Source organism: Rhodopirellula sp. J20-39, assembly GCF_057365095.1.
In genome coordinates this window covers 6,254,445-6,279,899 of the sequence record NZ_CP195123.1, presented here as the reverse complement: position 1 = coordinate 6,279,899, position 25,455 = coordinate 6,254,445, and the positions used below count along the sequence as shown (strand labels likewise).

17 protein-coding genes and 1 pseudogene are annotated in these 25,455 nt (G+C 55.1%); 4 read left to right on the top strand and 14 right to left on the bottom strand.

The features are described 5' to 3' along the window. The first annotated feature begins 34 nt into the window (after positions 1-34). Positions 35-1,360: a Na+/H+ antiporter NhaA gene (gene nhaA / locus ACR3ZL_RS22905; protein ID WP_473650774.1), complete on the top strand. Its 1,326-nt coding sequence runs from the start codon at positions 35-37 to the stop codon at positions 1,358-1,360. 78 nt (positions 1,361-1,438) lie between these two features. On the opposite strand, the gene ACR3ZL_RS22900 is transcribed toward nhaA, so the two are convergent. From ACR3ZL_RS22900 to ACR3ZL_RS22885, 4 genes are all read right to left on the bottom strand, one after another. Next, the gene (locus ACR3ZL_RS22900; protein WP_486172991.1) at positions 1,439-1,858 is read right to left on the bottom strand and encodes a GreA/GreB family elongation factor; all 420 of its coding nucleotides are present in this window, start codon (positions 1,856-1,858) and stop codon (positions 1,439-1,441) included. Between the two features lie 39 nt (positions 1,859-1,897). Next, positions 1,898-2,068, bottom strand: a complete 171-nt coding sequence (locus tag ACR3ZL_RS22895; protein ID WP_473650776.1) for a hypothetical protein — start codon at positions 2,066-2,068, stop codon at positions 1,898-1,900. Positions 2,069-2,284: 216 nt separating this feature from the next. Continuing rightward, positions 2,285-2,581 (bottom strand): hypothetical protein, encoded by a 297-nt coding sequence (locus ACR3ZL_RS22890; RefSeq protein WP_473650777.1) that lies wholly within the window; start codon positions 2,579-2,581, stop codon positions 2,285-2,287. A gap of 224 nt (positions 2,582-2,805) precedes the next feature. Next, on the bottom strand, positions 2,806-3,240 hold the full coding sequence (locus tag ACR3ZL_RS22885) for a hypothetical protein (RefSeq protein ID WP_473650778.1): 435 nt from the start codon (positions 3,238-3,240) through the stop codon (positions 2,806-2,808). 88 nt (positions 3,241-3,328) lie between these two features. On the opposite strand from ACR3ZL_RS22885, the gene ACR3ZL_RS22880 reads away from it, so the two are divergent. Then, positions 3,329-4,678 (top strand): CCA tRNA nucleotidyltransferase, encoded by a 1,350-nt coding sequence (locus ACR3ZL_RS22880; RefSeq protein ID WP_473650779.1) that lies wholly within the window; start codon positions 3,329-3,331, stop codon positions 4,676-4,678. Between the two features lie 41 nt (positions 4,679-4,719). Here ACR3ZL_RS22880 and ACR3ZL_RS22875 read toward each other — a convergent pair whose 3' ends face one another. The 6 genes and pseudogenes from ACR3ZL_RS22875 to ACR3ZL_RS22850 form a co-directional block, all read right to left on the bottom strand. Then, on the bottom strand, positions 4,720-7,083 hold the full coding sequence (locus ACR3ZL_RS22875; protein ID WP_473650780.1) for an SH3 domain-containing protein: 2,364 nt from the start codon (positions 7,081-7,083) through the stop codon (positions 4,720-4,722). Positions 7,084-7,284: 201 nt separating this feature from the next. Then, entirely contained in the window at positions 7,285-8,784 is a 1,500-nt protein-coding gene (locus tag ACR3ZL_RS22870) for a 3-keto-alpha-glucoside-1,2-lyase-like domain-containing protein (protein WP_473653477.1), read from the bottom strand. Positions 8,785-9,079: 295 nt separating this feature from the next. Continuing rightward, positions 9,080-12,043, bottom strand: coding sequence for a COG1361 family protein (locus ACR3ZL_RS22865; RefSeq protein WP_473650781.1), 2,964 nt, complete (start codon positions 12,041-12,043; stop codon positions 9,080-9,082). A 312-nt stretch (positions 12,044-12,355) separates the two neighbouring features. Beyond that, a pseudogene (locus tag ACR3ZL_RS22860) lies at positions 12,356-12,499 on the bottom strand (pentapeptide repeat-containing protein); the annotation flags it as partial. Between the two features lie 23 nt (positions 12,500-12,522). Then, a complete protein-coding gene (locus ACR3ZL_RS22855) occupies positions 12,523-13,701 on the bottom strand; it encodes a PP2C family protein-serine/threonine phosphatase (protein ID WP_486172990.1) in 1,179 nt (392 codons plus the stop codon). Beyond that, the gene (locus tag ACR3ZL_RS22850; protein ID WP_473650784.1) at positions 13,694-14,560 is read right to left on the bottom strand and encodes a response regulator; all 867 of its coding nucleotides are present in this window, start codon (positions 14,558-14,560) and stop codon (positions 13,694-13,696) included. Before ACR3ZL_RS22850 ends, ACR3ZL_RS22855 begins: the two co-directional genes overlap by 8 nt. Positions 14,561-15,201: 641 nt before the next feature. On the opposite strand from ACR3ZL_RS22850, the gene ACR3ZL_RS22845 reads away from it, so the two are divergent. After that, complete coding sequence (locus tag ACR3ZL_RS22845; RefSeq protein ID WP_473653478.1) at positions 15,202-16,206, top strand: DUF1570 domain-containing protein; 1,005 nt, start codon at positions 15,202-15,204, stop codon at positions 16,204-16,206. 119 nt (positions 16,207-16,325) lie between these two features. On the opposite strand, the gene ACR3ZL_RS22840 is transcribed toward ACR3ZL_RS22845, so the two are convergent. Then, complete coding sequence (locus ACR3ZL_RS22840; RefSeq protein WP_473650785.1) at positions 16,326-18,242, bottom strand: hypothetical protein; 1,917 nt, start codon at positions 18,240-18,242, stop codon at positions 16,326-16,328. A gap of 6 nt (positions 18,243-18,248) precedes the next feature. After that, positions 18,249-20,471 carry a multiheme c-type cytochrome gene (locus ACR3ZL_RS22835; RefSeq protein ID WP_473650786.1) on the bottom strand — a complete coding sequence of 741 codons (2,223 nt, stop codon included), beginning with the start codon at positions 20,469-20,471 and terminating at the stop codon, positions 18,249-18,251. Positions 20,472-21,056: 585 nt separating this feature from the next. Here ACR3ZL_RS22835 and glgX point away from each other — a divergent pair. Then, positions 21,057-23,147 (top strand): glycogen debranching protein GlgX, encoded by a 2,091-nt coding sequence (glgX, locus tag ACR3ZL_RS22830; protein WP_473650787.1) that lies wholly within the window; start codon positions 21,057-21,059, stop codon positions 23,145-23,147. Positions 23,148-23,355: 208 nt separating this feature from the next. On the opposite strand, the gene ACR3ZL_RS22825 is transcribed toward glgX, so the two are convergent. Next, complete coding sequence (locus tag ACR3ZL_RS22825; RefSeq protein WP_473650788.1) at positions 23,356-23,583, bottom strand: hypothetical protein; 228 nt, start codon at positions 23,581-23,583, stop codon at positions 23,356-23,358. 63 nt (positions 23,584-23,646) lie between these two features. Then, on the bottom strand, positions 23,647-25,407 hold the full coding sequence (locus ACR3ZL_RS22820; protein ID WP_473650789.1) for a TlpA family protein disulfide reductase: 1,761 nt from the start codon (positions 25,405-25,407) through the stop codon (positions 23,647-23,649). Positions 25,408-25,455 lie beyond the last annotated feature (48 nt).

Genomic DNA, 25,455 nt, shown 5'->3' with positions numbered 1-25,455 from the left:
CCGGTGGATACCCATGACTTCACAAAAGGTTTCCATGAATCAACCAATCACTCCACTTCCCGTGCCATTGCAACCGATCGATAAGTGGTTGCGACCGGTTGCACGGTTTCTGCACATCCAGGCGACCAGCGGTATCGTGTTGGTCGTCTGTACCGCGATCGCGTTGTTTGCAGCGAATTCTCGCTGGGCTGCGGCCTACCTTTCGTTTTGGCAAATGGACGTGACCGTCGGCATGGGGCCATGGCAGTTCAATCATTCGCTGCATCATGTCATCAACGATGGCTTAATGGCGATTTTCTTTTTCGTAATCGGCTTGGAAGTGAAACGTGAATTAGTTCACGGTTCCCTTTCCGATTTGAAACAGGCGTCATTGCCGATCGCCGCTGCAATCGGTGGGATGATCGTTCCAGCGGGGGTCTACCTTTCACTTCAATACGGCGAACCCGGCATGCGTGGATGGGGGATACCCATGGCCACGGATATCGCCTTCGTCGTTGGGTGCTTGGCGATCTTAGGATCTCGCGTGCCCCATAGTTTGAGAATCTTGCTGCTATCGCTTGCGATCGTGGACGATATCGGTGCGATCTTAGTCATCGCGGTCGGCTATACCGAATCGCTTGACGGTCGTTTCTTAATGTTGGCAGCGTTTGCAGTCGGATTAGTTCACTTTCTGTCTCGCGTCGGGGTGCGTCGCTTTCCACCGTACATTGCGGTGGGTGCAGTCGCTTGGATCGCACTGCACGAATCGGGAGTGCACGCGACTTTGATTGGTGTGGTGCTGGGGTTGATGACGCCCGCAAGATCGGTATTGGTGCCCGAGCGATTTCGTCGCTACTTGCACGAAAAGACAGAGGAATTTAGTCAGCAGCAATGGGCTCAACGCCATCATCGCGCGGAGGTGGTTCTAGAGGTTCAACGCTTGACACGCGAAACCGTGTCGCCACTTGAGTATCTGGAAATGACGCTGCATCCTTGGACTGCTTACGTCATCATGCCGATTTTTGCTTTGGCGAATGCAGGTGTTTTGATCGAGCCCGCTAATTTGAGCGATCCGGTCGCCCTTGCGGTGGTATTAGGACTGGTGGTCGGCAAACCAGTCGGGATTGTGTTGTTCAGTTGGGCGGTGATTCAATTGGGAGTCGCCAAGTTGCCACGCGGGATTAGCTGGCCGGTGTTGGTATCAGGCAGTTGTTTAGCGGGTATCGGCTTCACCATGGCACTGTTCATTGATGGCCTTGCCTTCGGAGCCGAGGGGCTGGATACCGCCAAGACGGGAGTCTTAGTCGGTTCAGCAATCAGTGCCATTCTTGGCATGGGGTTGCTAGTTTGGACGTTACCCAAGCATGCCACAACCGAATGAGCGTTACTTGTTTGGCTCATTAGAAAAAGCCGGTTCCGCTAGGCGAAGCCGGCTTTGGGAAGGGACGCTTGGTCGTGACTAAAGGTTGAAAGCGCCGACGCGTTCGGGTTGGAAAGAGAGTCGTTTGATTTGCTTGCGAGACTCTTTCTGTAAAACCTGAAGCGTCAAGGTTTCACCGACCGAACTTCCAAACACGGCTGTGCCCAAAGGCGACAAGATCGAAAGCTTGCCTTCGGCGATACAGGCTTCGTCGGGATAGACGAGTGTGAATACGTCAACGGAATGCCGGTCAAGATCTTGAAGGTAGATGGTCGAATTCATCGTAACGATGTGCGGTTGCATATCGACTGAATCAACGACATGAGCATCCGTCAACTTTGAGCGAAGGGTTTTCAAGTGAGGTCGTTGTCCGCCAAGAACAGCGGTCCACTCGCTATCGAACAATTCGCTAAGCCGTATTTGATCAGTGCGTGTGATCGTGATGGTATGTGCATGCATAATCTGCTAGCTCCAAATCGTGGCGTCAGAACGATCGCTTCAGGAGGCGAGCGTCCGTAAAAGAATCGCAATCAAGAACATCATGAACAAGACAATTTGTCCAAGCAAAAGCTCCTTGGGCGTGCGTGCTTGTTGGTCACGTTCACTCAGGACGCTAAGTTGGTTCTCTTGGGTGACTGCAGTGGGGTAGTCAGGGTTCCGCATCAACATGGTTCGGTCTCCTCAGAGCTGATTGACAGTTGCCCCATCCGTGGTTTCAAGCAATCTGAAATTGCAAGGAACATGCCGGGAGGCAACGCAAATAGACTGAAGTGGCCGATTGTTGCGTAATTTGCCGTGTCAAACGCAATGACGCCTCAAGCTCCACTGGCCTGGGGAGCGGAAACTACTGGCGTGACCCGTCACCTGAGGTTGACGAATTTCTCGCTAAGTCCCTTCTGAAAACAGACGGTCGACGACCGAATGCAGGCCGTCTTTAACTCCACCGAGTGTGGTGTCGGACAGCAATTCCGACTTGTCGCTTTTCATGATCGCAGCGGCAAGTGGTTTGTGGGTGCGCCAATCTTCCAGGGTGAATCCGCGGATATCGACATAAACGTCGTGCAGTTCGTTGGTTACTTTCGGAACGAGAAAGAACCCATCATCGCCGCGAACGACGTGATAATGGATGGCGCCATACATCAATGCGGCACCAAGAATCATGCCGAAAAACAGTCGTGACATTGCTCTATTCGCTCCCTCGCACGACTCCCGCTCCCAGCTAACTGAGGAGCGAAGTTGTACACTAACCATTTTGTTTTGAAATTCACAAACGCTTCACCGTTTGAGTTGCAAACTCTATCGTTTGCTCGCCACAGCGCGAAGACAAGGTCGAGTCACCTGTCGTGTGGAACGAGAGTGGCTTGCTGAGCTGGACGGTTGGGTGCGACTATCGGCCGGCAGGTGTTTTACGGCTTGGAACGCAGATGTCCGGCACTGCTTTGAAAAAGTCGCCCACGTCGAGCTTGGGATTCTTCGTTTTCCGCCTGGGCCTGACGAAGGTCGTCCAGATTCGCGTTGCAAACCCGGCAATGGATTTCGTCGAGGTGGAATCGAGCGTAATCGGCTTCGTTTGCTGGCAGCTTGTCTGACAAAAATGCTGCTAATTGAGTCCGGTCGAGACAACTTAGCCGTCCGCGTCGCCAAATGGCACCAATGGAATGCAGCCCGGCTAGGTTTTGGCCCCGCAAGACGGTGAGTCGTTGGCGTAGCTCGGGTTGCTCTCGGAGTGCAGCTTCCAGCAACGACGACAGCTCAGGTTGTAGCTCCTCATCGAGGAACGCGAGTAATTGGGCGTCGGAAAAGACAGGGCAATCACTCGGTGAATCAGCGGGATTGTTCATAGAGCCGGTAACCTGAAACTGATTGTATTTGATAAACTCCGAAGCGATTACCGACATCCGAGCCTCTCTTTCTAAGCACCCTACTGGTTTGAAATATCCCGTCAAGTCGCTGCCAGACGAGACGTTTGCGTCTCCGCCCGCCCAAGAAGCCCTTCGTATCATTGGTCGTCTTCGCGAGTCCGGTTTTTTTGCCGTTTTAGCGGGTGGCTGTGTGCGGGATGCTCTGTTGGGTCGGAAGCCAAAGGACTTCGACGTGGCCACCGACGCGACTCCCGATTCGGTTCGCGAAGTCTTCGGGAAACGTCGCACTCTGGCGTTCGGGGCGTCTTTCGGTGTCATCGGCGTGCTTCCGCCTAAGCCGAAAAACGGATCAGCGGATCCCAACTCAACAGAAAAGAAATCTTTGGACACTGTGTCGGCGTCGACGGAAAACCCTGAACAAAAATTGTTGCCGACCGAAGTGGCCACCTTTCGCGCCGATGGGAATTACAGCGACGGGCGTCGTCCAGATAGCGTGACCTATGGAGACGCTGAAGCGGATGCTTTGCGCAGGGACTTCACGATCAACGGGATGTTCTACGATCCGGTTTCGGCCAAGGTGTTGGATTACGTCGGTGGCTTAGACGATTTGCAAGCCAAACAGCTTCGTACGATCGGCGAAGCGTCACGTCGTTTTGACGAAGACAAGTTAAGGATGTTGCGAGCGGTTCGTTTTGTAACAACACTGCAATTGACGATGGAACCGAAGACGATGGCGGCGATTCAAGAACACGCCGACTCGCTTCGCGTCGTCAGTGGTGAGCGCATCGGTGCCGAGATGCGGCGTGTGATGGTGCAGTCCGGGGCTCACCGAGGACTGCAGTTACTGGTGGAAACCGGGTTGGCAGAACAAGTCTGGCCTTCATTGCAGGCGGCTGACTGCGGCCGACTGGAAGCGGCCTTCGCAGCGATGCCTTCACTGACTTTTGAAACCGCGATGGCAGCGACGCTATTGCTAATTCATCGGTCGGCGACTGCGGCGGTGAAAGACTTGTCGCAATTGACCAAGCGATGGAAGTTGTCGGTCGCCGAACAGCGAGCAATCACTTCGGCGATATCGCATTCGCAGTCGGTTTTGGATTGCGAGAACTTACCGTGGTCGCAATTACAGCCGATCCTAATTGACCGCGATATCGAAACGATCATGGCAACCGCTGTGTCACTTGCTGATGCATCGCAAGCGGGTAGCGTTGAGCGAGCACGTCAGTCGCTACGCCTCGAATCATCGCAATTGAATCCGCCACCGTTGTTGACCGGAACGGACTTGATGAATGCTGGCTTTTCCAGCGGACCGCATTTTCGGTTGTGGATGACCGAGCTTCGGCGATTGCAACTCGATGGCAAGATCAGTGGTCAAGCCGAGGCATTGCAGTGGGTAAAGTCCCAGCGAGAGGATTAAACTCGCGCGTTTGCAGTGCGCCGTCTTATCGCTGAATTTGCCTATCGCTGTATTCGCCGTGTCGCGGTCGCCAAAACATGTGGCGTGTCCAGCCCTTGTAGGTACCCGCTCTCGCCGGTGATTTGAACTTCGCTGCCGAGATGACTTTTCACATCGACACCCGGTGCGGGGGTGACATACGCCAGCGTGCGACCGCCCCGATCGGTGATCGCGTACGGCGGGCGACTTGGGTCCGCGGAATAGACTTCGACTAGAATTCCTGTCGATGACTGTTCCGCCACAATCGGTTCGGCGGAAATGGCCGCGAATGACTGTGCGTTGCCACCAACTGGCTGGGACGGAGTGACTGGCGGTGTGTAGCTAGTGGGGGCGATAGTCGTGCGAGGCATGAACTGGCCATCATTGGAAGCGGCTACCGAAGCGATTGGAACTGATCCGGCGGGCGGCGCGAACATTGGCGTCGCGACGATTTGTGTCGGTGCGGAATGGGCGGGAACAATCGGCGGCGGCATGATGGTTGTGTCAATAATGGTGTCGCCGTCACGGCGACGGGCCAACGCTTGGTAATCGCGAGCACGGACGGCCAGGGGATTGTTTCCAGCTTGTTCCGCAGCTTCGGCGATTAGAGCAATTTCAGGTGCCGACGCGCCACGCGACATCAGTTTGGATAGCTCGACCGGCAATGATTCAGCCGATGCTGCGGCGATGCTGCGGCGAACATCTTCAAGCTGGGACGCGGCAATCGTGCGGGTGCGTTGAGGTGGCAGGTATCGGCCAGGGGATCGAGATGAGTCGATAGAACCACTGGAGTGAGTTCCGGATGCCGAACCCAGGATGGGGAGTGGCGTCGCCAACGTAGCGATGTTGGTTGATTGTTGTGTCGGCATGAATCGCGGACCAAAGCCCTGAGCAGACTCGGTACCCTGTGCGGATTCAGTTGCACGCGTCGGTGATGATGCGAATACGGATTCGGTTGACGAGGTTGAGTTTTGGGCAACTGACGATGACACGCCGGATCCAATCGGAGTTGTCGGAGTGGAAATCGCAACGCTAGCAGGAGTCACCATTCTTGGTGCTGATGAAAAAGCGACCTGTGAGTGGTTCGAACGGAGTCCGGGGTGATCGGTGGCGGCAACCAGTTTCGGTGCAGCGGCACGTTTTGGTTGTTCAGGTTCAGCGGCGGCCACGGATGCATCGGCCGTGCTGGACACGTCATCGGTAAGACTCGAATCGATCGCTTCGGAATTCCTTGCGATTTCGCTGCCGATGGGGACCAAGTCAGGAATGCGCCGCTTCGTTCCGGTGATCGGTTGCAGTTCGTTTTCTTGAGGCTTGCGACCTCGCATGATTGACGAAATGCCAGCGGTAACTCGTTGGGAGAAGCTTTGCGCGTGGTGAGTATGCGAGTCTCCGTCGTCAGGCGATGCCGGATCGGTATCGGACGGATCACGGTCAAATTCGCTGGGCCGCGTTGAGGCATCTTCGGCCTCGGCACGCTCAAATCGACTGCGTTGCCGAGAGCGAATTCGCTCTTCGATTTCATCCAGTGATTCGTCCCAAACTTCGTCGTGAGAGACGCGGTTGAGTGTTTGGTTTGTCGCTTGTGAAATGCTTGATGCGATTCGTTGAGCAAGCGGTTGTGGTTTGGCAGGGGCTGCACTCGGACCAGCCGGAAGGAACTCAATCGGTTCGCGAGCCGGCGCTGGTTTGATGCTGGCAATCAGCTCTTCGGCGGTGGTAACCACTTGGTCGCGATGAATCCAGCGGAATTCGCCGGAAGGTGGAACGACGCGGTACCACGTTTGAGGACCATCGGGGCCGTCGCGTTCGCTGCTGCCTAAAATCGTGACGATTTCGCCTTCACCTAGCCTGACTTGCCAGTGGTAGCGCCGGGCACGTCCGAGATTGGTGCCAATCCAAGCAACGGTCTTGTTTTCAATGATTTCGGCTTCGATTGCTCGGTTGGCATTCACGCCGCTGCGTTTTTGGATGGCTCCCTGGCGATCAGCGTCTTTCGAATCGACCAGCTTGACCGTGTCGGCCGGGATCCAGCAAAAGCTGTCTTCGGTCGGGCGCACACCGAGCCAACCGTCAGCGGTTTCGACGTAAACCTCAAGTTCTTGGCCGTGTCGTAACGGATCGGTGCGGTAGTACTCGCCCGATGGACCGCAACGCAAATGGGCGGATTCGTCGGCAACGAATACCAGATACGGGTCCGAGACGACCGTGTTTTGGGCGTCTTGAGCACGGGCGGTCGGCAGCGAAATTTCGCCAATGACTGCGAATACAAAGACAGCACAAAGGCAACGCAGTCCAACGGATCGCAGCGATAGGGCTGCAAAACAGGAGGACAGACGACACCAAGCCGTGGAAGATAATAGGATCAGTAGCGGGGACCGACGCATCGTGCGGCTTCCGTCATGACGGGTAGAAAACGGTTCAAAGGGTTCGACTCTGACCGATAGCTAGAAAAGAGCTTTCGAATCAAGGTCATTCCGTTGAAGACGCTTTCTTTTCCACCATGCACAACTGCCACGACACAGGGCGTTATGGACCCTGTGTCGGCATAAATGCGGCCTGATTGACAGGCTGCTAATGAAGGTGGACTACTTCAGCGAGCGGACGCGGATGTCTTTCCAGCGAACTTCGTATGGCCCGGCGTCTTTGGGGATGCCGTGGACTTGCAGACCAATGAATCCCTCTCGAGCCGATTCTGGATCGACGATATCGGCGATTTTGGTGTCGTTCACCCAGGTTTGGATGCGATCACCGACGGCGCGGACGCGGAAACGATTGAATTGACCGTTTTGGTAAGCATCTTTGATCGGTTGCTCCTTCGTGATCCAGCCACGCCCGGTTGCTTCCCCATAGATATAGCCTGATTCGCCTGGGTTCCCTTCGATTTCGACCTGAGGTCCATAGACGCGGCCGCCATCTTCGCGAGTTTTCGACCGAATTTGGACGCCACTGTTGAGAGCCTTGTCCACGTCGACCTCGAAAGTCAGTTCGAAGTCGGCATAGTTTTTATCACTGCAGAGGAACGAGTTGGGGCTGCCTACGGCCGTTTTACCAACGATTGCACCGTCTTCGACTCGGTAAGACGCGGTGCCGTTTTTCTGGGTCCAGCCGCTCAGTGATTTGCCATCAAACAACGACACCCAGTCATTGGCTTCCAGACTAGGTGGTGCGGCCATCGCTGCGTCGGCGTCTGCTGGCGTGATGGCTTCGGCTTGGGCAGCGCTGGCGGGTTCGCCGGAAGCAGCTTCTTTAGATGTAAGCACTTTGCCGCTGACGGCAGGCAAGCTGACCGAGCCGCCGGCAGCCCACTGTGTGCCGCGACGAAGCGTCGTTTGAAATGCCAATCCGTTCATCGCGACAGCGTCGTGGCCAAGAGTGGTGTGGAAGACACGTCCTTTGCCGTAGTCGATCGCCATTAAGATTGGCTCGTGCTCGCCCGTACCGCCGGTCTTTGGATTGCTATAAGCAGTCGCAAGGATGGTCATGTTGGCGGCGGGGCCACGCAGTTTTCCGTAAAGCTCATCGGCCACTTGCATGAAGGAGGGTGGCAGCCCTTCGGTGATCGGGTGATTTTTTTCGCGGACAACGATTTGGAACGGGGTGCGTCGACCGTGTTGGCCGCCCTTGCCAGGGGAATCGTCGCGAGTGAATTTTTGCTGGTCTTCTTTCCAACGCACGAATGGGCCGTCCTTTTCAGTCCGGCCACCCCATCCGCCCAAACCGATCATGCGGTTGTAGGCGTCCCACGCGGGGAACGAGTTATCAGCGGCGTGAACGGTGACAAACCCGCCACCACCGGACACATAGGCTTCGAAGGCTTTTTCAGTGGCCTTGTTCCACGATTTGCCGTTGTAGTTGGAAACCACAACGTCGTAGCCCTCAAAGGTTGGATTGAAGTCGGATAGATCTTGGTTTTTACCGGGGGATGTCGCCACGGTTACCTCGCACAACCCGCCGGATTCCAGTGTTGCTTGGATCAGTGGCGTGGTCGTTTGCCAAGCGTGGTTGTTTTGGCCGTCGACCAAGAGCACCTTCAGAGGTTGCGTCTCGGCAGCATCGCTTGCGGAGGAAACGGACAAACTGCCCATAAGAGCGACAAGACATAGTCCCGCGATTCGGCTGCGGGTGAATTTGAGAGTTCGAAAGAGCATGGAGGTGGATTGCATTGGGGTGGCGAACATGGGGTTAGGAGGGAGCACTCTGGGAGAGGTGTGCCGAGTGAGGCCCCCTAGTTTATCAAGACGACCCCATTGTGGCAGCGTGATTGGTCCTTTCATTGAAGGCGAAAACGAAAAAAGCGGCTTGCGACCTGAATCGGGATTTCGATTCAGGTGCAAGCCGCTTTAAGCGTTGAGATCAGCTAAAGGCCGATTTCAGCTAGTTTTAACGCAATGGCAGCGAGAACTCGTTGCCACCTGGTCCGCTGCGACGGGTAATCCGATCGTTGCGTGGGCTCAGGTAGTGAGTCGCTTCTTCGGCAACCAAAACGGTGTCGCCGCTGCGAACTTCCGTGCGGAAACGGTGGTGGCCCGACGTTTCAGCTTGGGCGACGATGGTCACACGGACCTCTTCGCCTGCATCGATCCGTGCGATGGGCTCGATCAAGACTTGACCGGTGATCACCTTGCCAGCGTGGCCGCTGATTTGCTTCGGCTCGATACCGTGGCTGAACTGAGCCACTGCACGAACGTCGCTGGCTGGCTTGCTGCCGCGGTTACGAATCACGATCTGGTAGGACACGTCTTCGCCAATCGGAGCCGGAGCACTGGGGTCTTCGATCGACAAGACGAGGTCGGCGATCGCTTCGACGCTTGTGTCCAAAGCCACGTTGGTTTGACCGGCCGCACTGCCCTTGCAATCGAAGGTGAAGTTCTGAGTTCCGGTTGCATCCATACGGCACTGGAACTGGTACTTGCGAACGGCTCCCGGAGTCAGCGATGCGATCTTCCAACGCAATTGGTTGTCAATCATCGTTGCCCCTTCCATGCCACCTTGGTAGGTCACACCGGTGGGCATCGTCAAGTTGGCAATGACTTCGTCACTGGCAGCGGTGCCGTGGTTCGTCAATTCCAATTGATACACGGCGTCCGTGTTTTGGTACTTCACTTCGGGACCGGAAAGGATCGCTTCCAGATCGGCTGCCAAAACGCGGATGGTCTTGTCAGCTTCAGCCCGTAGTTCAAGGTCGCCCATTGCAAGACCGTGGATCTTCAATTCACCAAGATCTTGAGCGGTAAGCTCGACTTCGAATTGTGCTTCTTTTCCGGCTGGGATGTCACCGATACGCTGGCTTTGCGGCGAGCTCGATTTAGGCGACAAGGTGAAAACCACGCCAGGAGCAATCCCGTCGCCAGGATTCAAAACGCGGATCTGGTAGGTTTTCGATTGGCCGTAGATGACTTCATCGGGACCGTCGATCGTCAAAGCCAATTCAGGCTCTTGAACGACAACCTGCATGCTGCGTGATTGTGGCATCATGGTCCAGTCGACGTCCAAATCGTGGGTGCCGCTGCGTGATGCTTTCAAGCGAACAAACATCTTTTCGGTTTGGCCAGCTTCGAGCCGGTCAATCTTCCATTGCAGGTTGCGAACCGATTCGACGGAATCCGAGGTGACGTCGCCACGAGTGACTTGTTGTCCAACGACGTCCGCCCAGTCTGGAATATGAGCCCGAACGAGCAGCCCTTCGGCAGCTACCGAACCGCGATTCTCGACGATCACTTCATAGGGATGCGTTTGGCGAATCATGATCCGTTTCGGACCAGCGGTCAGAACGCGGATACCAGGAAGTTCAGTTGAGGTGTTGTTGGTGTTGACGTGAGTTGGTGCGGCAACCGCAGCTTGTGGTGTGCCGATCGTTCCACGCATTGCATTGGGATAAGCGTTGGAATTGTACGCCGGCGGTGTTTGGTCGTAGCCGGAGTGATAGTTTGGCGACGTCGGGCCGGCAACGGTGCGAGCCGGAACGCTTGTGCCACGAGCGGCAAAGCCATCGTGCGACACGTTTTGTGATTCGTGCCAAGCTTTCATTGGGTCAACCGCTTCGTTTTGGTCGGCTGGCAAACGATCGCTGATCGGGTGCAATGCAATGCTTCCTGCAGCCGCGTTCAATGAACCGCCCGAGCGAGTCGCGTCACTTTCGCTACCGAAGGTCGTCATGCGAGCCTGATCGGATTGCTTATGTGTACTTGGATGGGCCGTACCTTGTGTAACCGTTCCCAAGGTGACGCGTGGTGCTTCGGTGCGACTTGATGCCGAAACGGTGTTGCCCATAGGCAACGACATTGCTGGCTTCGCAGTAGCGGCAACTTGGTTAGGTGCTGTGTCGACTTGACGAGCGGCACCCAATGCAATGGTGGTCGTTTTCGGGGCCGGTGTTGCAGCAGGCTTTTGAGTTGGTGCTTGAACTGGCTTTGCAGCGACCTGAGTTGGGGCCGGAGCAGAAGCGGGTTTCATTTCAGGAGCGGGTGCAGGTGCTGGCTTCGCAGTCGGCTTTTGTGCGATCTTGGGAGCTTCGACCTTCTTTTCCACCTTCTTCGGTGTCACTTCTTGCGACGCAACGACCTCAGGTGCTGCGCGGCGAGCCGATTTTGCTGGACTGCTCGAAATAGCTTCTTTGGCAGGCTCGGTTTGAATGACTTTGCGACTGACCTTGGGTACCAACTCAACTGGCTTGTCGCTCTTGGCGACCAACTCGGGTTCGCTGGTGGACAGCTTGGTTGGTGTGGTGGCCGTTGCCGTTGAACGTCGGCTGCTGCGCGTGATGGACAGCGGTGCTGGACGTGCCGACGAGCTAACGACTACGGGAGCCGCGCTTTCCTTGGTTTCCAACTTGCGCGGGGTCGAAGAGGCGATCGACCGGCGTGAAGTGGAAATCGGTGGTGGCGTCGGAACGGCACCACTGGAATCGGCTACGCGTGCTGAGCGAGTCGTGCGACTGGTCGCTGAAGGATCTTGGACGGGTGCCGCGTTCCTGCTGGCCGTTCGCGATGGTGTCGCACCGTGATAAGGAACGCCTGCCCAATCGACATCTCGTTCGCTCGGTACTGGAGTTGCCTTGCGGTACGGTTCACCCGACTTGCTGCTGGAGCTGCTGGAAGATGACCCGCTTCCAAACAATCCGCTTAACAAGCCACCGGAACGGTAGTTCGACGTTCGGCGACTCCCGTTGAGTTCCTTGCCAACAACTTGTTGGATGTTAGTGGAACCGGTTGTGGTTTGAGCGACCGCGTTTGAAGCCACCATGGGAGCAAACGATTGAGACACCACCGCGGCTGTCACCAACGCGGCGATTCCACGTCGACGGCGAGGCGGGCTCATGAAACGGAAAAAACGATTGCGGGTCATTGGGTTCTCGCCTCAAGGCACGAAAAAATGTGTTCGTTCGTTTTATCGGCCGTTCCAGTCGTGCTTTTTGAATCAATTTTGATGGCGATACCGGTTTGCGGGATAAATCTGCTAATGCAGCCGGCAAGACGTGAAAAACGCGGGTTTTACGGACTGAGAATTCGATCTTCGCGGTTGCTTTTGGCGAGTGAATGTCCGCAAACGTATTGCTAGCAATCGAGCAATTGCGGTGGGGTTCGGCCTCCCTCGCAGCCTTTTTCGAAGCCTTAGCCACGCTGCAAGGAGAGGCGTGCCGCGTGTTGAGAACACACGCTAATTAGAAAGGTCTAGGAGGACTGGGGCGGTTAGGTTGTTGCCCGTGAAGTCATCGCCCGTGAAGTCATCGCCCGTGAACTCAACGCCCGTGAACTCAACGCCCGTGAACTCAACGCCCGTGAACTCAACGCCCGTGAACCCAGCGCCCGCAAAGCCTGCACTCGTTAAGCCAGGACTCTAAGAATCGCCACCGTAACGTCGTCGAACGGCTGTGCCGGTTGGCAGAAATGACGAATGTCAGCGATCAAGGCATCACGAATTTCGGCCGTGGATTTGTCCTGGTTCTTGGCGACGATTTCAAACATGCGTTCGGTACCGTAGTGGTCGCCGTGTTCGTTCATCGCTTCGTAGGCGCCATCGGTGGGTGCGATCAGCAGGTCGCCTGAATTGAGGGTAATTGTATCGGTTTGGTTGTATTCGTTCTCTTCCATCAAACCGAGCGGCAAGCCGTGACATTCCAGGGCTTGGATATTCCCGTCGGTGCTGACCAACCACACCGGATGACCAGCGGAGGAATACGTTAACAAACGCTGTTCCGGATACAGACGGCCGTAGAACAATGTCACAAAGTGTTCACCACCGGTGTCCTCGAAAATGGACTGGTTCGCGACCGTCAAGATTTTCCCCACGTCGCCATGCATTCGCGCACAGGTCCGAAGCGCGCGTCGAGCACCCACCATGATCAAGGCTGAACCAAATCCGTGGTTACTGACGTCGCCCACCACGAAATCCAGAGTTCCCTCGCTAAGTTCCAGATAGTCAAAGAAGTCGCCGCCACATTGTTTCGTGGGCTCGCAAACCGCCGCGATTTCATAGCCAGCTAGAATCGGCGCTTGGGTAGGCAGCATTTGTTGCTGGATGGTGCGAGCAACCTGCAACTCGCTTTCGACGATCGAGTTATGTCGCTCGGCCAGCAAACGTGCCTGACGTTCGATGGCATAGAGTAATGAACGCGTCAGCAGTTGCGGATTGACATCCTTTTTGGGCAGGTAGTCTTGGGCTTCGTTTGCGACCGCCTGCAACGCGAGTTCGACGTCCTCTTCGCCGCTCAAAATCACAATGGGTAGCGCCGGATAACGAGCATGAATGGAATCAAACGTTTCGATTCCCACGCTATCGGGCAGATTGAGATCCAGAATGATGACGGTGATTTCAGCTTCGCCTAGGGTGCCGAAAGCCTCGCCCAGCGACTTCGCATGCGTGACGACAAATCGCGAATCGCGACTCAGGTTCATCTTGATGATGATCGCATCGGTTTCGCTATCTTCGACCAGTAGCACGTTATGGCTAGCAATCGTCAGGGGGTCGGACTTCGGATCTTCAGCAGGCGAAGGTTCAGTCATTCGATTTCCCTTGGACTTGGGAAATGAATTCGTCCAGTTGTGATTCCATTTGGGCGACGGTTCGTTTTAATTCCTCAATCAATGGTGCAATTGCTTCGAAGTTTCCGGCTAAGACGGTTTCTTCGATCTTCTTGGCCGGGGCCGTGACTGGGGTCGCGTTAAATACCGAGGACGCTCCTTTAATAGTGTGGGCACTGCGTTTGATGGCGGTGGAGTCACGCTGTTCGTACGCTTCGATCAGCTCCGACAATCGAAGCGGTGCCTCATGTTTCAAAGCACCTGCGACGGCGACAAGGTCTTCGTCGGGACAACCACCTAGGCGTTCACGAGCCGTTTCAATGTCGAGCATGGGGGGGCACTCTTGGGCAATGTCGTCGGCGCTGGTGAGATTGTCTGGTGGAACCGAGTCCGAGGGGGCGGTGGAGGAGCCTTGCGAATCGGCATCTATCGTCGGCAGCACATGTTTTTGAAATGCAGCTTCAATCTCAGCGGATCGCATGGGCTTAACGAGATAAGCGTCCATGCCCGCTTTCAGACAGCAGTCTTCGTCAATGTCCGTCGTGGTGGCCGTCATCGCGATGATCGGGATGTGGTGCCCTGTGGATTGTTCTTCGGTTCGGATCGCCGTAGTTGCTTCCAAGCCGTCCATCACCGGCATTTGCAAATCCATCAGGATGACGTCGTACGGGGCCGATCGCCACGCTTCGATAGCCAGCTTGCCATCTTCGGCAACGCTCACCTCACAGCCCAGTCGTTTCAGAACCGCGGATGCGACGCGTTGATTGACCATCCCATCCTCCACCAACAAAACACGTATCCCACCAAATCGAGATTCGTCAGGTGTCGCAGGTTCGGACATGATCAAAGTTATTCCCGCCACGGATCACTGAAAAATTGGAATGTCGAAAACGCTGAAGAAAGGAGCAGCGGAATCGGAACCCTTTGGGGTTCAATTCAGGTCACTGCGAGGTTCCTCACCGTTCGTCGAGGTCAGTCTGGAAGATCGACTGCCAAGGACACATTATGATAACACGACAGACGGCCGTCCTGGTGTGACGGAAAAGCCAAGCTTCGCAAGAATAACCCGATAACAAGAAGTTTCGGCACACCCGGATGCTCACAGGCAGCCGACACAAAACACCTCGAAAAAACTTGACAGGAGAAATCGAGCCAGACGTTTCCTGGCCGTATCTGGTGACGAATTGCCGGTAGTTGGGCCAGCTTTGATCGTGGTGTCGATTTTATGGCCGAAGAAGAACGAAGCGTGTTCTGGCCAGAGCAATCCAACGCTCTCATGTCGCCGACCGAGATAGATTACACTAACGCCAACTCATCTACGAACAACACTTGTCTCCCTCTCCAATGTTCTGCATTCTCGTTGACGCGCGAAAGACGCCTTCCCTGCGCCAATCGTATCGCTTGCAGGTGGGGTGCTGTATCGCATTGGCGGTCTGGTTCGTCGCTAGCGGCGTCACCAGCGTTTGGGCCGAAACGATTGTCATGCGCCGGGTTGTTGACGATCAACCCACGGGTGCCAAACGCACCGTCGATGGCGAGGTACTCGTTGAGGCCAAGGATGGTGGAGTTCTAATGCGTGGCGATGATGGTCGGATTTGGTTGATCCAGCCAGACGAGATCCTGCATCGCGAAAATTCACCGACACCCGCGCCCATCAATGCTGATGAGATGACACGGCGGATGCTCGCTGAATTTCCCGAAGGCTTTGAGGCTTTCGAAACCGCACATTATGTGTTGCTCTATCAACGCAATGATGCCTACGCCCGCGACGTGGCGTCGCTGTTTGAATCCTTGCACCGAGCGTTTTTTGCATATTGGAAAAACCAGCGAGTTGACATCGAGGAGCCGAAGTACCCGCTGGTCGCTTTTGTGCTCGCCGATCGCGCCGAGTTTTTGAAACATGCGGGGGAAGAGATCGGCGAAACGGCGGCCAACGTGATCGGCTATTACCATCTGGAAAGCAATCGGATGACAACGTTCCGTGTAGGTAATTTGGAACGCAACATCGCGACGATTATCCACGAAGCAACTCATCAATTGGCCTATAATTGTGGATTGCAAACCCGCTTCGCAGACAACCCGATGTGGTTGAGCGAAGGGTTGGCGATGTTTTTTGAGTCGCCTGATCTAAGCAACCCGCGAGGCTGGCGGGGCGTGGGGCGAGTCAATCGAGTCAATTTGAATCGTTGGAAACGCTATCTGCCCACTCGACCCGGTGACTCATTGGCAACACTGGTCGCGGATGATGTCAGATTTCAATCCTCCGCAACGGCGGAAGCCGCCTATGGCGAGTCGTGGGCGTTGACCTACTTTTTGCTTCGAACGATGAAGCAAGAGTATATCGATTACCTAGAACGACTTCGTGAAACAAAACCGCTCCAGCAATACACGCAGCGAGAGCGGATCGAGATGTTTGAGACGGCAATGAAAATGCCGTTGGCGAAAGTCGACGAAAAGTTCTTGGCGTACATGCGACGTGTGCGATAACTCTTCTCGCCAGATCGTTTCCTACGATCCGGTGCTGTTGCCGCCGCATGCGGTACCGGTTTCATGTGTCGTTCTCGGCATGGATTTTCTGCTAGGTCACACCGGGACGAAGATTCAGTTTAGAACTTCCAGCGATATTCCATTCGCGTGCCGTACACGTCATCCAAATTTCCACGCCAACCATGCATCACGTCGAAGCGTAAAATTTGCGAATTGGAAATTGGAAATTGATAGCGGCCCCCTAGTCCAAACTGATCGCCATTGACGAATGGATTCGAGTCGCCGTGCTCCGTTTGGTACGACGCTTCGAGAATGAGTTGTCGACTCAAGTCGTTGCCAATTAAGTCCACACCGATGGATCCGCCGGCGGTATCGAAGCCACTGGTGTCGAGCGTTGCGAATCCGTTCACGCCGTCGGTATCAAAGTTGATACCCGTGTTGCGCAGGATACCACCGCTGGCAGCGGCGCGAGCAACGGACTGGGGACGTCCCCAACCGTAGAACGCGTTGACATACGGCACCACGGTCAACGGCGCCGCGGTGATCCAACTGTTTTCCCAAAGCAATAAACCACCGTCAGCGGTTCGGTCGTCTTTGTCGAGATCTTGCCCCGAGTTCAGAATGACCCGCGTCGAGTTGCTAATGCGGTCCAAGTAACGACGAGTGAAACTTGCCGTGACGTTGTGGTAGCTTCTTGCGGAATCGTTTCGATCTCGCACATAAGCATATCCAGCCTCGATGTATCCGCCATATGCTTCGATAAACCAGGCGTTACCGAATGCCTGGGCGGCGTGGTTGTCGCCTGCAAATGCGTTGCTATTGAGTTGGTCAACAACGGCGAAAAACGTGGTCTCGTAATTCGACCAATTCAGCAATCGGCTGTGGCGAGCCGGCAATGCAAAAGCCGCCCCTGTCACCGCGTCTTCCATCCAAATTCCATTTTGGAATAGCAGTGGCACCAGCCCGATCGTGAACGGGATTTCCATTGGGGAAGATTTGTTGTGGAAACCGCCCCACATCGCCCCAAGATCACCTTCGAAGAAGGCGGTCACTAAGTTTGGGTTGAAAACATTGTTGAACTCAAGTTCGTCATCAACGATCTGCACGCCGTTGACGTTGGTCGCGTTGTTAAGCGGTCCGATAAAACCGTGGAAACGTTCCGTGTCGGTTATTCGGAAGTCCATGTCTAGATTCAGACGGTTGGACCAGTTGTCGGTTCTTCCCGCAGCGTTGCGTCCTGTAATGACGCCAGACCGAAAATCGCCGTATACATAGAATTGTGGACGCACCATGTTCATGGGGCCGAACAAGTTCAAGCCGCGTGGCGTGATCCCGTCGCTATAGAACATCCGCCCCAATTCGATCAGCGGCCGTTGTGTCGGCACCGCATGCTTATCGTCGTAGACGTATTGAGCGGCGAGCGGATCATGGTACATCGAAGCTTGCGGCAAGGGTGTCGCCGAAAAATCGTCGATGTTGACGCTGGGTGGGCAGTTTGCTGGTGTAGCCGAAGTTGACGAATCCAACGTTGACTTGCTTGGCGTCGCTGCTGCGATGCGATATTCCGGACTGGTTTGTTCGAACGCGGATCGCTCAAAATCGAATGCAGCTGAATCTCTCCCGCCAGCTTGATAATCGGTCGACGATTGATACGAGTTGGATGCGTCGAATGCCGGATCGGGGTGGTAGCTTTGTTCCGGGAAATAGCCGGGCGATTGTAGATAGCTAGAGCCAGGCTGGTAGGTCCGGCCTGCTGCGAACTCAGGACTTGCTAGCGACGTGCCCGCCAAAGACGGCATTCCCGAAGCTTCAGAGAACGCCAAGGACGAGTCGTGGTCTTGGTTCAGGGACTGGTAACCACTGAATTGGAAAGCGTCACTTTCAACCAAGGGAAGGCGTCTTGGCCGTAGTCGCTGCTGGGCCTGGGCATTGGTCGTCGTCAGCATCACACAGCCGAGCGCAACGGCAATCGCGACGGATAGCCGTTGGACACGATTGGGCGAAGGACTCTGTGTTGGAATGAATAAGTCGTTCATCGTTGGCTACCGAACCTCAAACGTGTGGCTTGAGTGGCAGATGTCGATCATGTTCTCGTTCATCCGACGCATCATGTCTGGGGTGCTGCCGACTAATCGCATGAAGTACATCGGCTCGGTTCGACTTCGCATCCTGACCGATAGACGGTAAGAACCTGGCACGCGAAACGCCGAAGCTGGGATCGTGTATTTAGCCATCCGATGGTCCAGCGGCGCAATGCTGTGCGCTTCCATCCGAATCAGTGGCGGGTGATTGAGCACCGACACGGGAACCGCACCTGGCCGCAGGAATACCAATTGATCTAGGCTGTAGTTCAGCGGCAAGGCCGCCTCGCGATCGGTTCCCCGAACATTGTTGATCAAGAACTTGGTTTGCAAGTTGAAGAGACCTTTGTCACGCGGCACGCGACCGGTTGCCACGTCAACGCTATGCATGTCGGCGAGGTCCGCGTTGCTATCCAGGTAGCCAGTTTCCCAAACCCGTCTACCAGTCGGATCGATCAACACGGCGTTGAGCCATAGTTGGGGTTGGGCACCCAGTGAACCGGTTGGCAAGTTGTGGCCGTCGCTAGCGTTGTCGACGCGGTAGCCGACTCGCAAGGGAACGCCAATGCGAGGTGTTGAATAGAAAACGGGAGCACTCACTTTGGTCGCCGCTTCCAGCGTCATCGCGGCCACGCCACGTTTGTGTTCCGATTTGGCGATGTTCTCGTCAATCACTTTGCGAGCGTCGATGCGATCATCAGCTTCCGTCCAAGGCTCAGGGAAATAGGTCCCCGCAGGAACGTTGTCTTCGAAAGCTTTAGTTCCCCATCCAGCTCGGTCGTCGAACGTTAGCCACTGACGCGGTGAGTACTTCTTGGCCTTCGGGTTATGTGGGAAGACGCCTGGGTGCGCGATCGAGTAGCCAGGTCCCCAGAACGTGTGGTTGGAATGTTTCTTTGGCTGGCCATAAGGTTTGCCGCCTAGTTCGGCGCAGTGGCACTCTTCGTAACCAAGGTCCTTGCCGGGCACGGCGCCCATGTGGCAATCTTGGCATGACACCCCCCGTTTCGAAGCGGGACCAGCGCGGTACTGACCATGAACGACTTCCAACCAAATGCCAGGATGTACGGCTACCTGATGGCAGGATACGCAGACGTCGGTCTTGGTAAGCGGTTCAAAGAAGAACGATCCGTTGTGGATCTTTTGCCCGGTCCCGGTCTGGGAGGCGTCCGTCTTGAGTTTGTATTTTCCGGCCTTTGCGAGTGCTTCGTAGAGACCGTGTCCGTTGCCGCCACTACCCACTGGAGCGTGGATATCACCCGGTTCGATCCGTCGGTCACCGTTGCTGCGGCCGTAGTGTTCGTTGATCCGGTGGCATGCGATGCAGGTAACGCCTTCTCGTGCCACCGCGGGCTGATCGAGCATGCTGACGGTACGTGGGATTTCCAGTTGGGTCGCGACCGGCGAGTGGCATCGCATGCAAAAAACGCCAACGGTGCCCTCGGTTAGTTCCGTGATCGCCTGTTCAAACCGGTGGAACATTGGCGACAAGGTGGCGTAAGCGTGGCTGCTAACGCTCCATTCTTCGTAATGTTTAGGGTGACAAGCTCGGCAAGAATCGGCCGATGGGTAGGTTCCCTCTGTCCACAACCCGACATGCGGATCTGTCGGATTTGGCTTGCTGTTCTGCTGTGGGGCGGGCGGCTTGATGGGCTCAGTCGCCCCCATTCCCGCCAATGGATCGACAGCAGCAGAACCGCCTCCGAGAGCGTTTCCACCTAATAGGTCGTCGCCAGACGAATTGCCTCCGCCGAGTAGATCGTCGCCAAGGGAATTGTTGCCAAGCAAATCGTCGCCGAGTGAGTTTCCAGCCGGGAGATTGTTACTACGGGGATCGCTACCCGAGAGATCACCGCTTGTTAGATCGCCACCCAGTAAATCGTCGCCAGAGAGTTCACCGCCCGGTAGACCTTCGTTCAGCAAGTCATCACCGAGCAGATCTGCGCCCGAAGATGGGTTGCCCAACGGATTATTCTGGGGTGCTAGCAAAGGCGTATCGTACGGATTTTGAGCGACAGCCACGTCCACGAGGCAACTTGCTGCCACGATGACCGCAAGCAGTACACCCCAAACCGACCTCAAGCGCGAAGTAAGCTCGGCTGCATCGGCTATCGCTTCTTGGCATCGTCCCGATTGGGGCGGCAAGAAGGTTTCAGCGGCTTCCATACGTTGGCTTTCTCGCATCCATGGTCGAATAGCAAACAGACAAATTTTGGAGCCCTCTTGGGCTCATTTCGACCTGCAATCCGTTGCCGATCGTCGCGAAAACAGCCATCACCGCGGCAGCGCAGCGAGGCCTGTTAAGGTTAGATTTGTCCAGTCCCATCATCGGGAACTCACTCCCTGCGGCACTACAACAATCCTTCCCACAGGTAATGCTTCTCTAACCGGAATAGTTTGACAGTTATTTCGCCACTAGCGGGTCATTAGGGTGCGCGAAGGCATGAGTTTTGCGAATCAGCCTGTAGGATTCCCGCAAGTGGTTGGTATGCAGATAACATGGCAACTTTGATGTGTCCCCGTTTCCTTCAAAAGGAGATCGCTTTTCACGTCGCTGAAGGTCTTGCCAAGATCAAAACGTCTTGGACGACAGGGAAGTTGCCAGCGTTAAACTTTCGCCTATGCAACCATTTCCCCTGATCGATCCATTGATCCTGGAAGTGTCAAATTCCTGTTCGGTATGAGCAAGAATTCCGGTCATTTCCTGACATGGTGGTAGGTTTGAATTGCCGCCAGGCCCCCAACCCAGTGACTCAAGGAGTGATCTATATGCTGATGCGACAACCGTGCCCCGATCTCCAATTTGCCTATGCCCCACCGTTTGGGGCTTCGCTTACTGAAAAAGGGACTCAGTTTTCCGTTTTCAGTCGATCGGCGACGGAAATGCGTTTGCTGCTCTACAACAAGGTGAATGACCGCGAACCGGCACAGGTCATTGAATTCGATCGCGAAACCGACCGTTGGGGTGACGTCTGGAGTTTGCACGTCCCAGGTCTGGAAGCCGGCGCTCTTTACCATTTCCAAGCCAATGGACCTTGGGACCCTGAAAATGGGCAGCGATTCGATTCATCCGCTCGATTGATCGACCCCTACGCTCAGGCGTTGGCAGGGACCTACCAAACTGGTAAGGATGGTCTCGTTCGGCCACCAAAGTGTGTCGTGGTCGACCACAGTTTTGACTGGGAAGGCGACCGCCACCTACGTCACGACATGAGCGAAACAGTCATCTATGAGATGCACGTCCGCGGTTTTACCAAGAGCCGAACGGCCAAGGTGAAGGCCTCGGGTAGCTATCTCGGTGTGATCGAAAAGATCCCGTACCTGAAGTCCTTGGGTATCACGGCCGTCGAGTTGATGCCCGTTCACGAATTCCCAATCCGCGACCCACACGGCAAGAAACTATCCAAGCCCAACTATTGGGGCTACGACCCAATGGCTTTCTTTGCGCCGCACCGTGGCTACGCCCACGGCACTACCCCCGGTGCACAGGTCAATGAATTCAAGACGATGGTGAAGGCACTGCACGCCGCCGGGATCGAAGTCATCTTGGATGTGGTCTTCAATCACACATGCGAAGGTAACGAGAACGGGCCGACCCTTTCATTCAAGGGGCTCGAAAACCAAGTCTATTACATCCTCAGCGAAGGCCAGCATTACTGTAATTACAGCGGTTGCGGTAACACGATCAACGGTAACCACCCCGTCGTTCGCGAGATGATTTTCCACTGCTTGCGACACTGGGTTCACAACTATCACATCGACGGCTTCCGCTTCGATCTAGCTAGTATCTTGAGCCGCGACCGAGGCGGTAACTTGGTGCCCAATCCGCCAATGGTGGAATTGATCGCTGAAGATCCAATGTTGGCTGATACGAAGATGATCGCGGAAGCCTGGGACGCCGCTGGTGCCTACCAAGTTGGTAGTTTCGGTGATTCTCGCTGGGCGGAATGGAACGGTCGTTATCGCGATGACACGCGGGGTTTCTGGCGTGGCGATGGAGGCACACTTGGGCCTTTGGCAACGCGTTTGGCCGGCAGCAGTGACCTTTACGAACACGCAGGACGACCCCCGTTCTGTAGCATCAACTTCATCACCAGCCACGACGGCTTCACGATGAATGACTTGGTGTCTTACAAAGATAAGCACAATGAAGCCAACGGCGAGAACAACAACGACGGCGACAACCACAACATCAGCGACAACTACGGAGTCGAAGGTCCGACACGCAAAAAGGGTGTCGCGACGATTCGTAGTCAGCAAATTCGCAACATGTTGACCACCTTGTTGGTCAGCCAAGGCGTACCGATGATCGTCAGCGGTGACGAAGCGCGTCGTACGCAGAAGGGCAACAACAATGCTTATTGCCAAGACACCGATATTTCCTGGTTTGATTGGCGTTTGGTTGAAAAGAACGCTGACCTTATCCGCTTTGTCAGTGCCTTAATCAAGTTCCGTAAAACTCAGCCAACGATTCGTCGCAAGGAATACTTGACCGGACGTCCGGTAGACGGTCGTAAGATCCCAGACGTTTCCTGGTACAGCCCAAGTGGTCACCCGCTGGATTGGGATCAAGGCGAACTGGCGATGACCGCTTACATCGCGGCACCAAGTCGGATCGACGATCCGGAAGGCCTTGGTCGAGATTTGATCTTGATGTTCAACAGTACGGGCGACAACAAAGAATTCCACCTGCCTGAAATTGGTCGTGGAACGCAGTGGAACCTGTTTGTTGATACAGCCGCTGTTTCACCGGCCGATATTTATCCGGAAGCGGATGGACCACTCGCACCAAGTAACCGTATCGTCGAAGTTGGACGACACTCGATGCAGATTTACGTCTGTCAAAAGACGCTTTCCTAAGTCGTCGTCACGCATCTGATAAAATTGAAAGCCGGATTGGGATTTGTCTCAGTCCGGCTTTTTGCGTTTGTGACTACCCGAGTTTGTGATGACGCAAGTGGCTCCGCTGAACTGCGGGTAACCGGCCGAGTGCGACCGACATTGGACGCAACTTGCGACGTAGCGGCAGTAGATTGCCGCCAGCACTCTGTAACAACAACGACAGAAGCTAGAGCCATTCCAGGCGTGTGATTTTGCGAAGTCGATCGTCGAAGTGACCTAGCAATCCGCCAACCATCTTCCATTCGTTGCGGTCACGTAGTTCGATCTCGCCGAATTTGTTAATTCGTAAGATTGAATCACCAGTGACTCCAGCTTCATGGAGTTGGCGCATATCAATTTCGCCTTCGTTGATCAGGTCGAGCAATGTTTTGCCCGTAAGCTCGATGAACTGCATGACCGGGGTTCGCTGCGGGGTTGAAGGGGAAAGCCATTGACAGGGCACCCCTTCAAGCTTAATTCAGCGGATTTGATTTTCGACCATTTCGCTCAAATCACGACCAGAAAAATCCACGCCGATAACCTTGCCGCTTTGGTCGATGACCGCCACGAATAACAGTGAAACAGCCCCGAATCGGTAGGCTACCTCGTTAGCAATAGCCGCCTGGGAATCCGACACGCTCCTGAAACTAGGAAATCGCAGCGAGTTTTGTTGCATAAAACCTCGGACGTCCGTCCCTTCCAAGTCCAGGTTCATGCCGACGATCGCCACGTCGTCTGGGTAGCGTTTTTGAATAGATTGCAAGTTAGGAAGCATCGCCAACGAATCCGGGAAAACGCTCGACCAGAACGGCATCAACACGACCTTGCCGCGGTAGTCGGCCATATCCAATTTGGAACCATCTACCGAAGGTAAGTCCGGCGCGAAGTTCTCACCGATGACGGACTCGCGGTTGGCTTTCGCTTGGAGCGCCGTGCGTGCCTCGCGTCCGACCGAATCTTCTCGGTTGGCAATCTTTTCTTCCATGATCCGGTAAGTCGCGTCGGCGATGTCGGTTCGGCCAATCGCCTCTGTTTCTAAGCTCACCCCAGCAAGGAATTGGACGGTTAACAAGTCAACCGTCTTCTCGATAACCGCATTCACTGCCGATTCCCACTGTGCCACGGTTACCTTGGATCCTCCGGACTGCGGTTCAACAATGTCCGATCGCAATTGATCAAGCCTTTGAATGTCTTGATCTTGTGCAGCGAATCCAGACGCTGCAATCATGGCCGCCATTCTCGCTACCTCGGCATCGTTCGACGACGCAAAACGATCCAGTATGAGTTGTCGAATTTCCGCTGCTTCGTCGAGATGCTCGTATTGCAACAAAGCGTCTTTCGCCTGTGCCATTACCATCAACATTGCAACGTCAACATGTTGAGGGTTCGAAGCGACATCCTGCATCAGGCTAACGACTCGTTCCGCTGCGTCTTCCTTGCCATTACGAAGTGATTCGATTGCAAAGCCGACCAATACAAGCCGAGCATCCGAACGTAGTTCGGCATTGTTATCATCACGATGTTGCAACGCGAACTTTTCAAGCTCTTCGGCTGCCTGGACGTCGCCCATCGAAGCTTGATGCGACATGGCTTGCAGGTAACCACGCTGGCCGGTGACACGCGCGGACTCGCTTGCGTCGGCGTGATCCATCAAACGTTGTGAAGCTGTTTGCTTAAGTTGCACGACACGCTGCACTTCTTTCTCAATTGCTTGAGGATCAGTGATGCGCGATTGACCATTGATCAAAGCCCTCATTTCCTGGTCGATCTCACCAAGGAACCGAGTAAGCTCAGCCGGACTTAAGTCGGCCCGCAGTTGCCGTCCTTCGGGATTCACCGATTGTGGAACGAGAGCAGTCGCTGGATTCGCTTGCCCTTGCATCGAATTCGGTGAAGGCGAGCCTGTTACCGCTGGCGGCTTGAATCCAGGAGTTCCCGTAACTGGTGTAGATTGACTCGAAGGATTTTGCCCAGGTTGATTTCGCGTGGTTACCGCTTGGCCGTCCAGATCACCTGGAATGGAAGAAATCGAACCCGGGGGATTTGGCTCGCCCGCCCGTGCATTGGCTAATTGCTGCGATGACTGCGTTGGTGGACCATTTTCCGCAGCAGCAGACCGATCGTTCATTCGTTCTAAGGTAGGATCGGATTGAGTGGGAGTCTGACCACTGCAACCGATGATTGCCAAATAGCAGATGGCAACTGTAATTCCCGAATAGAAATTGTACTTCCGCGACATGTCGGCTTACCTGTCGGATATTGAACGCATCAAAACCGCGAGTGTAAG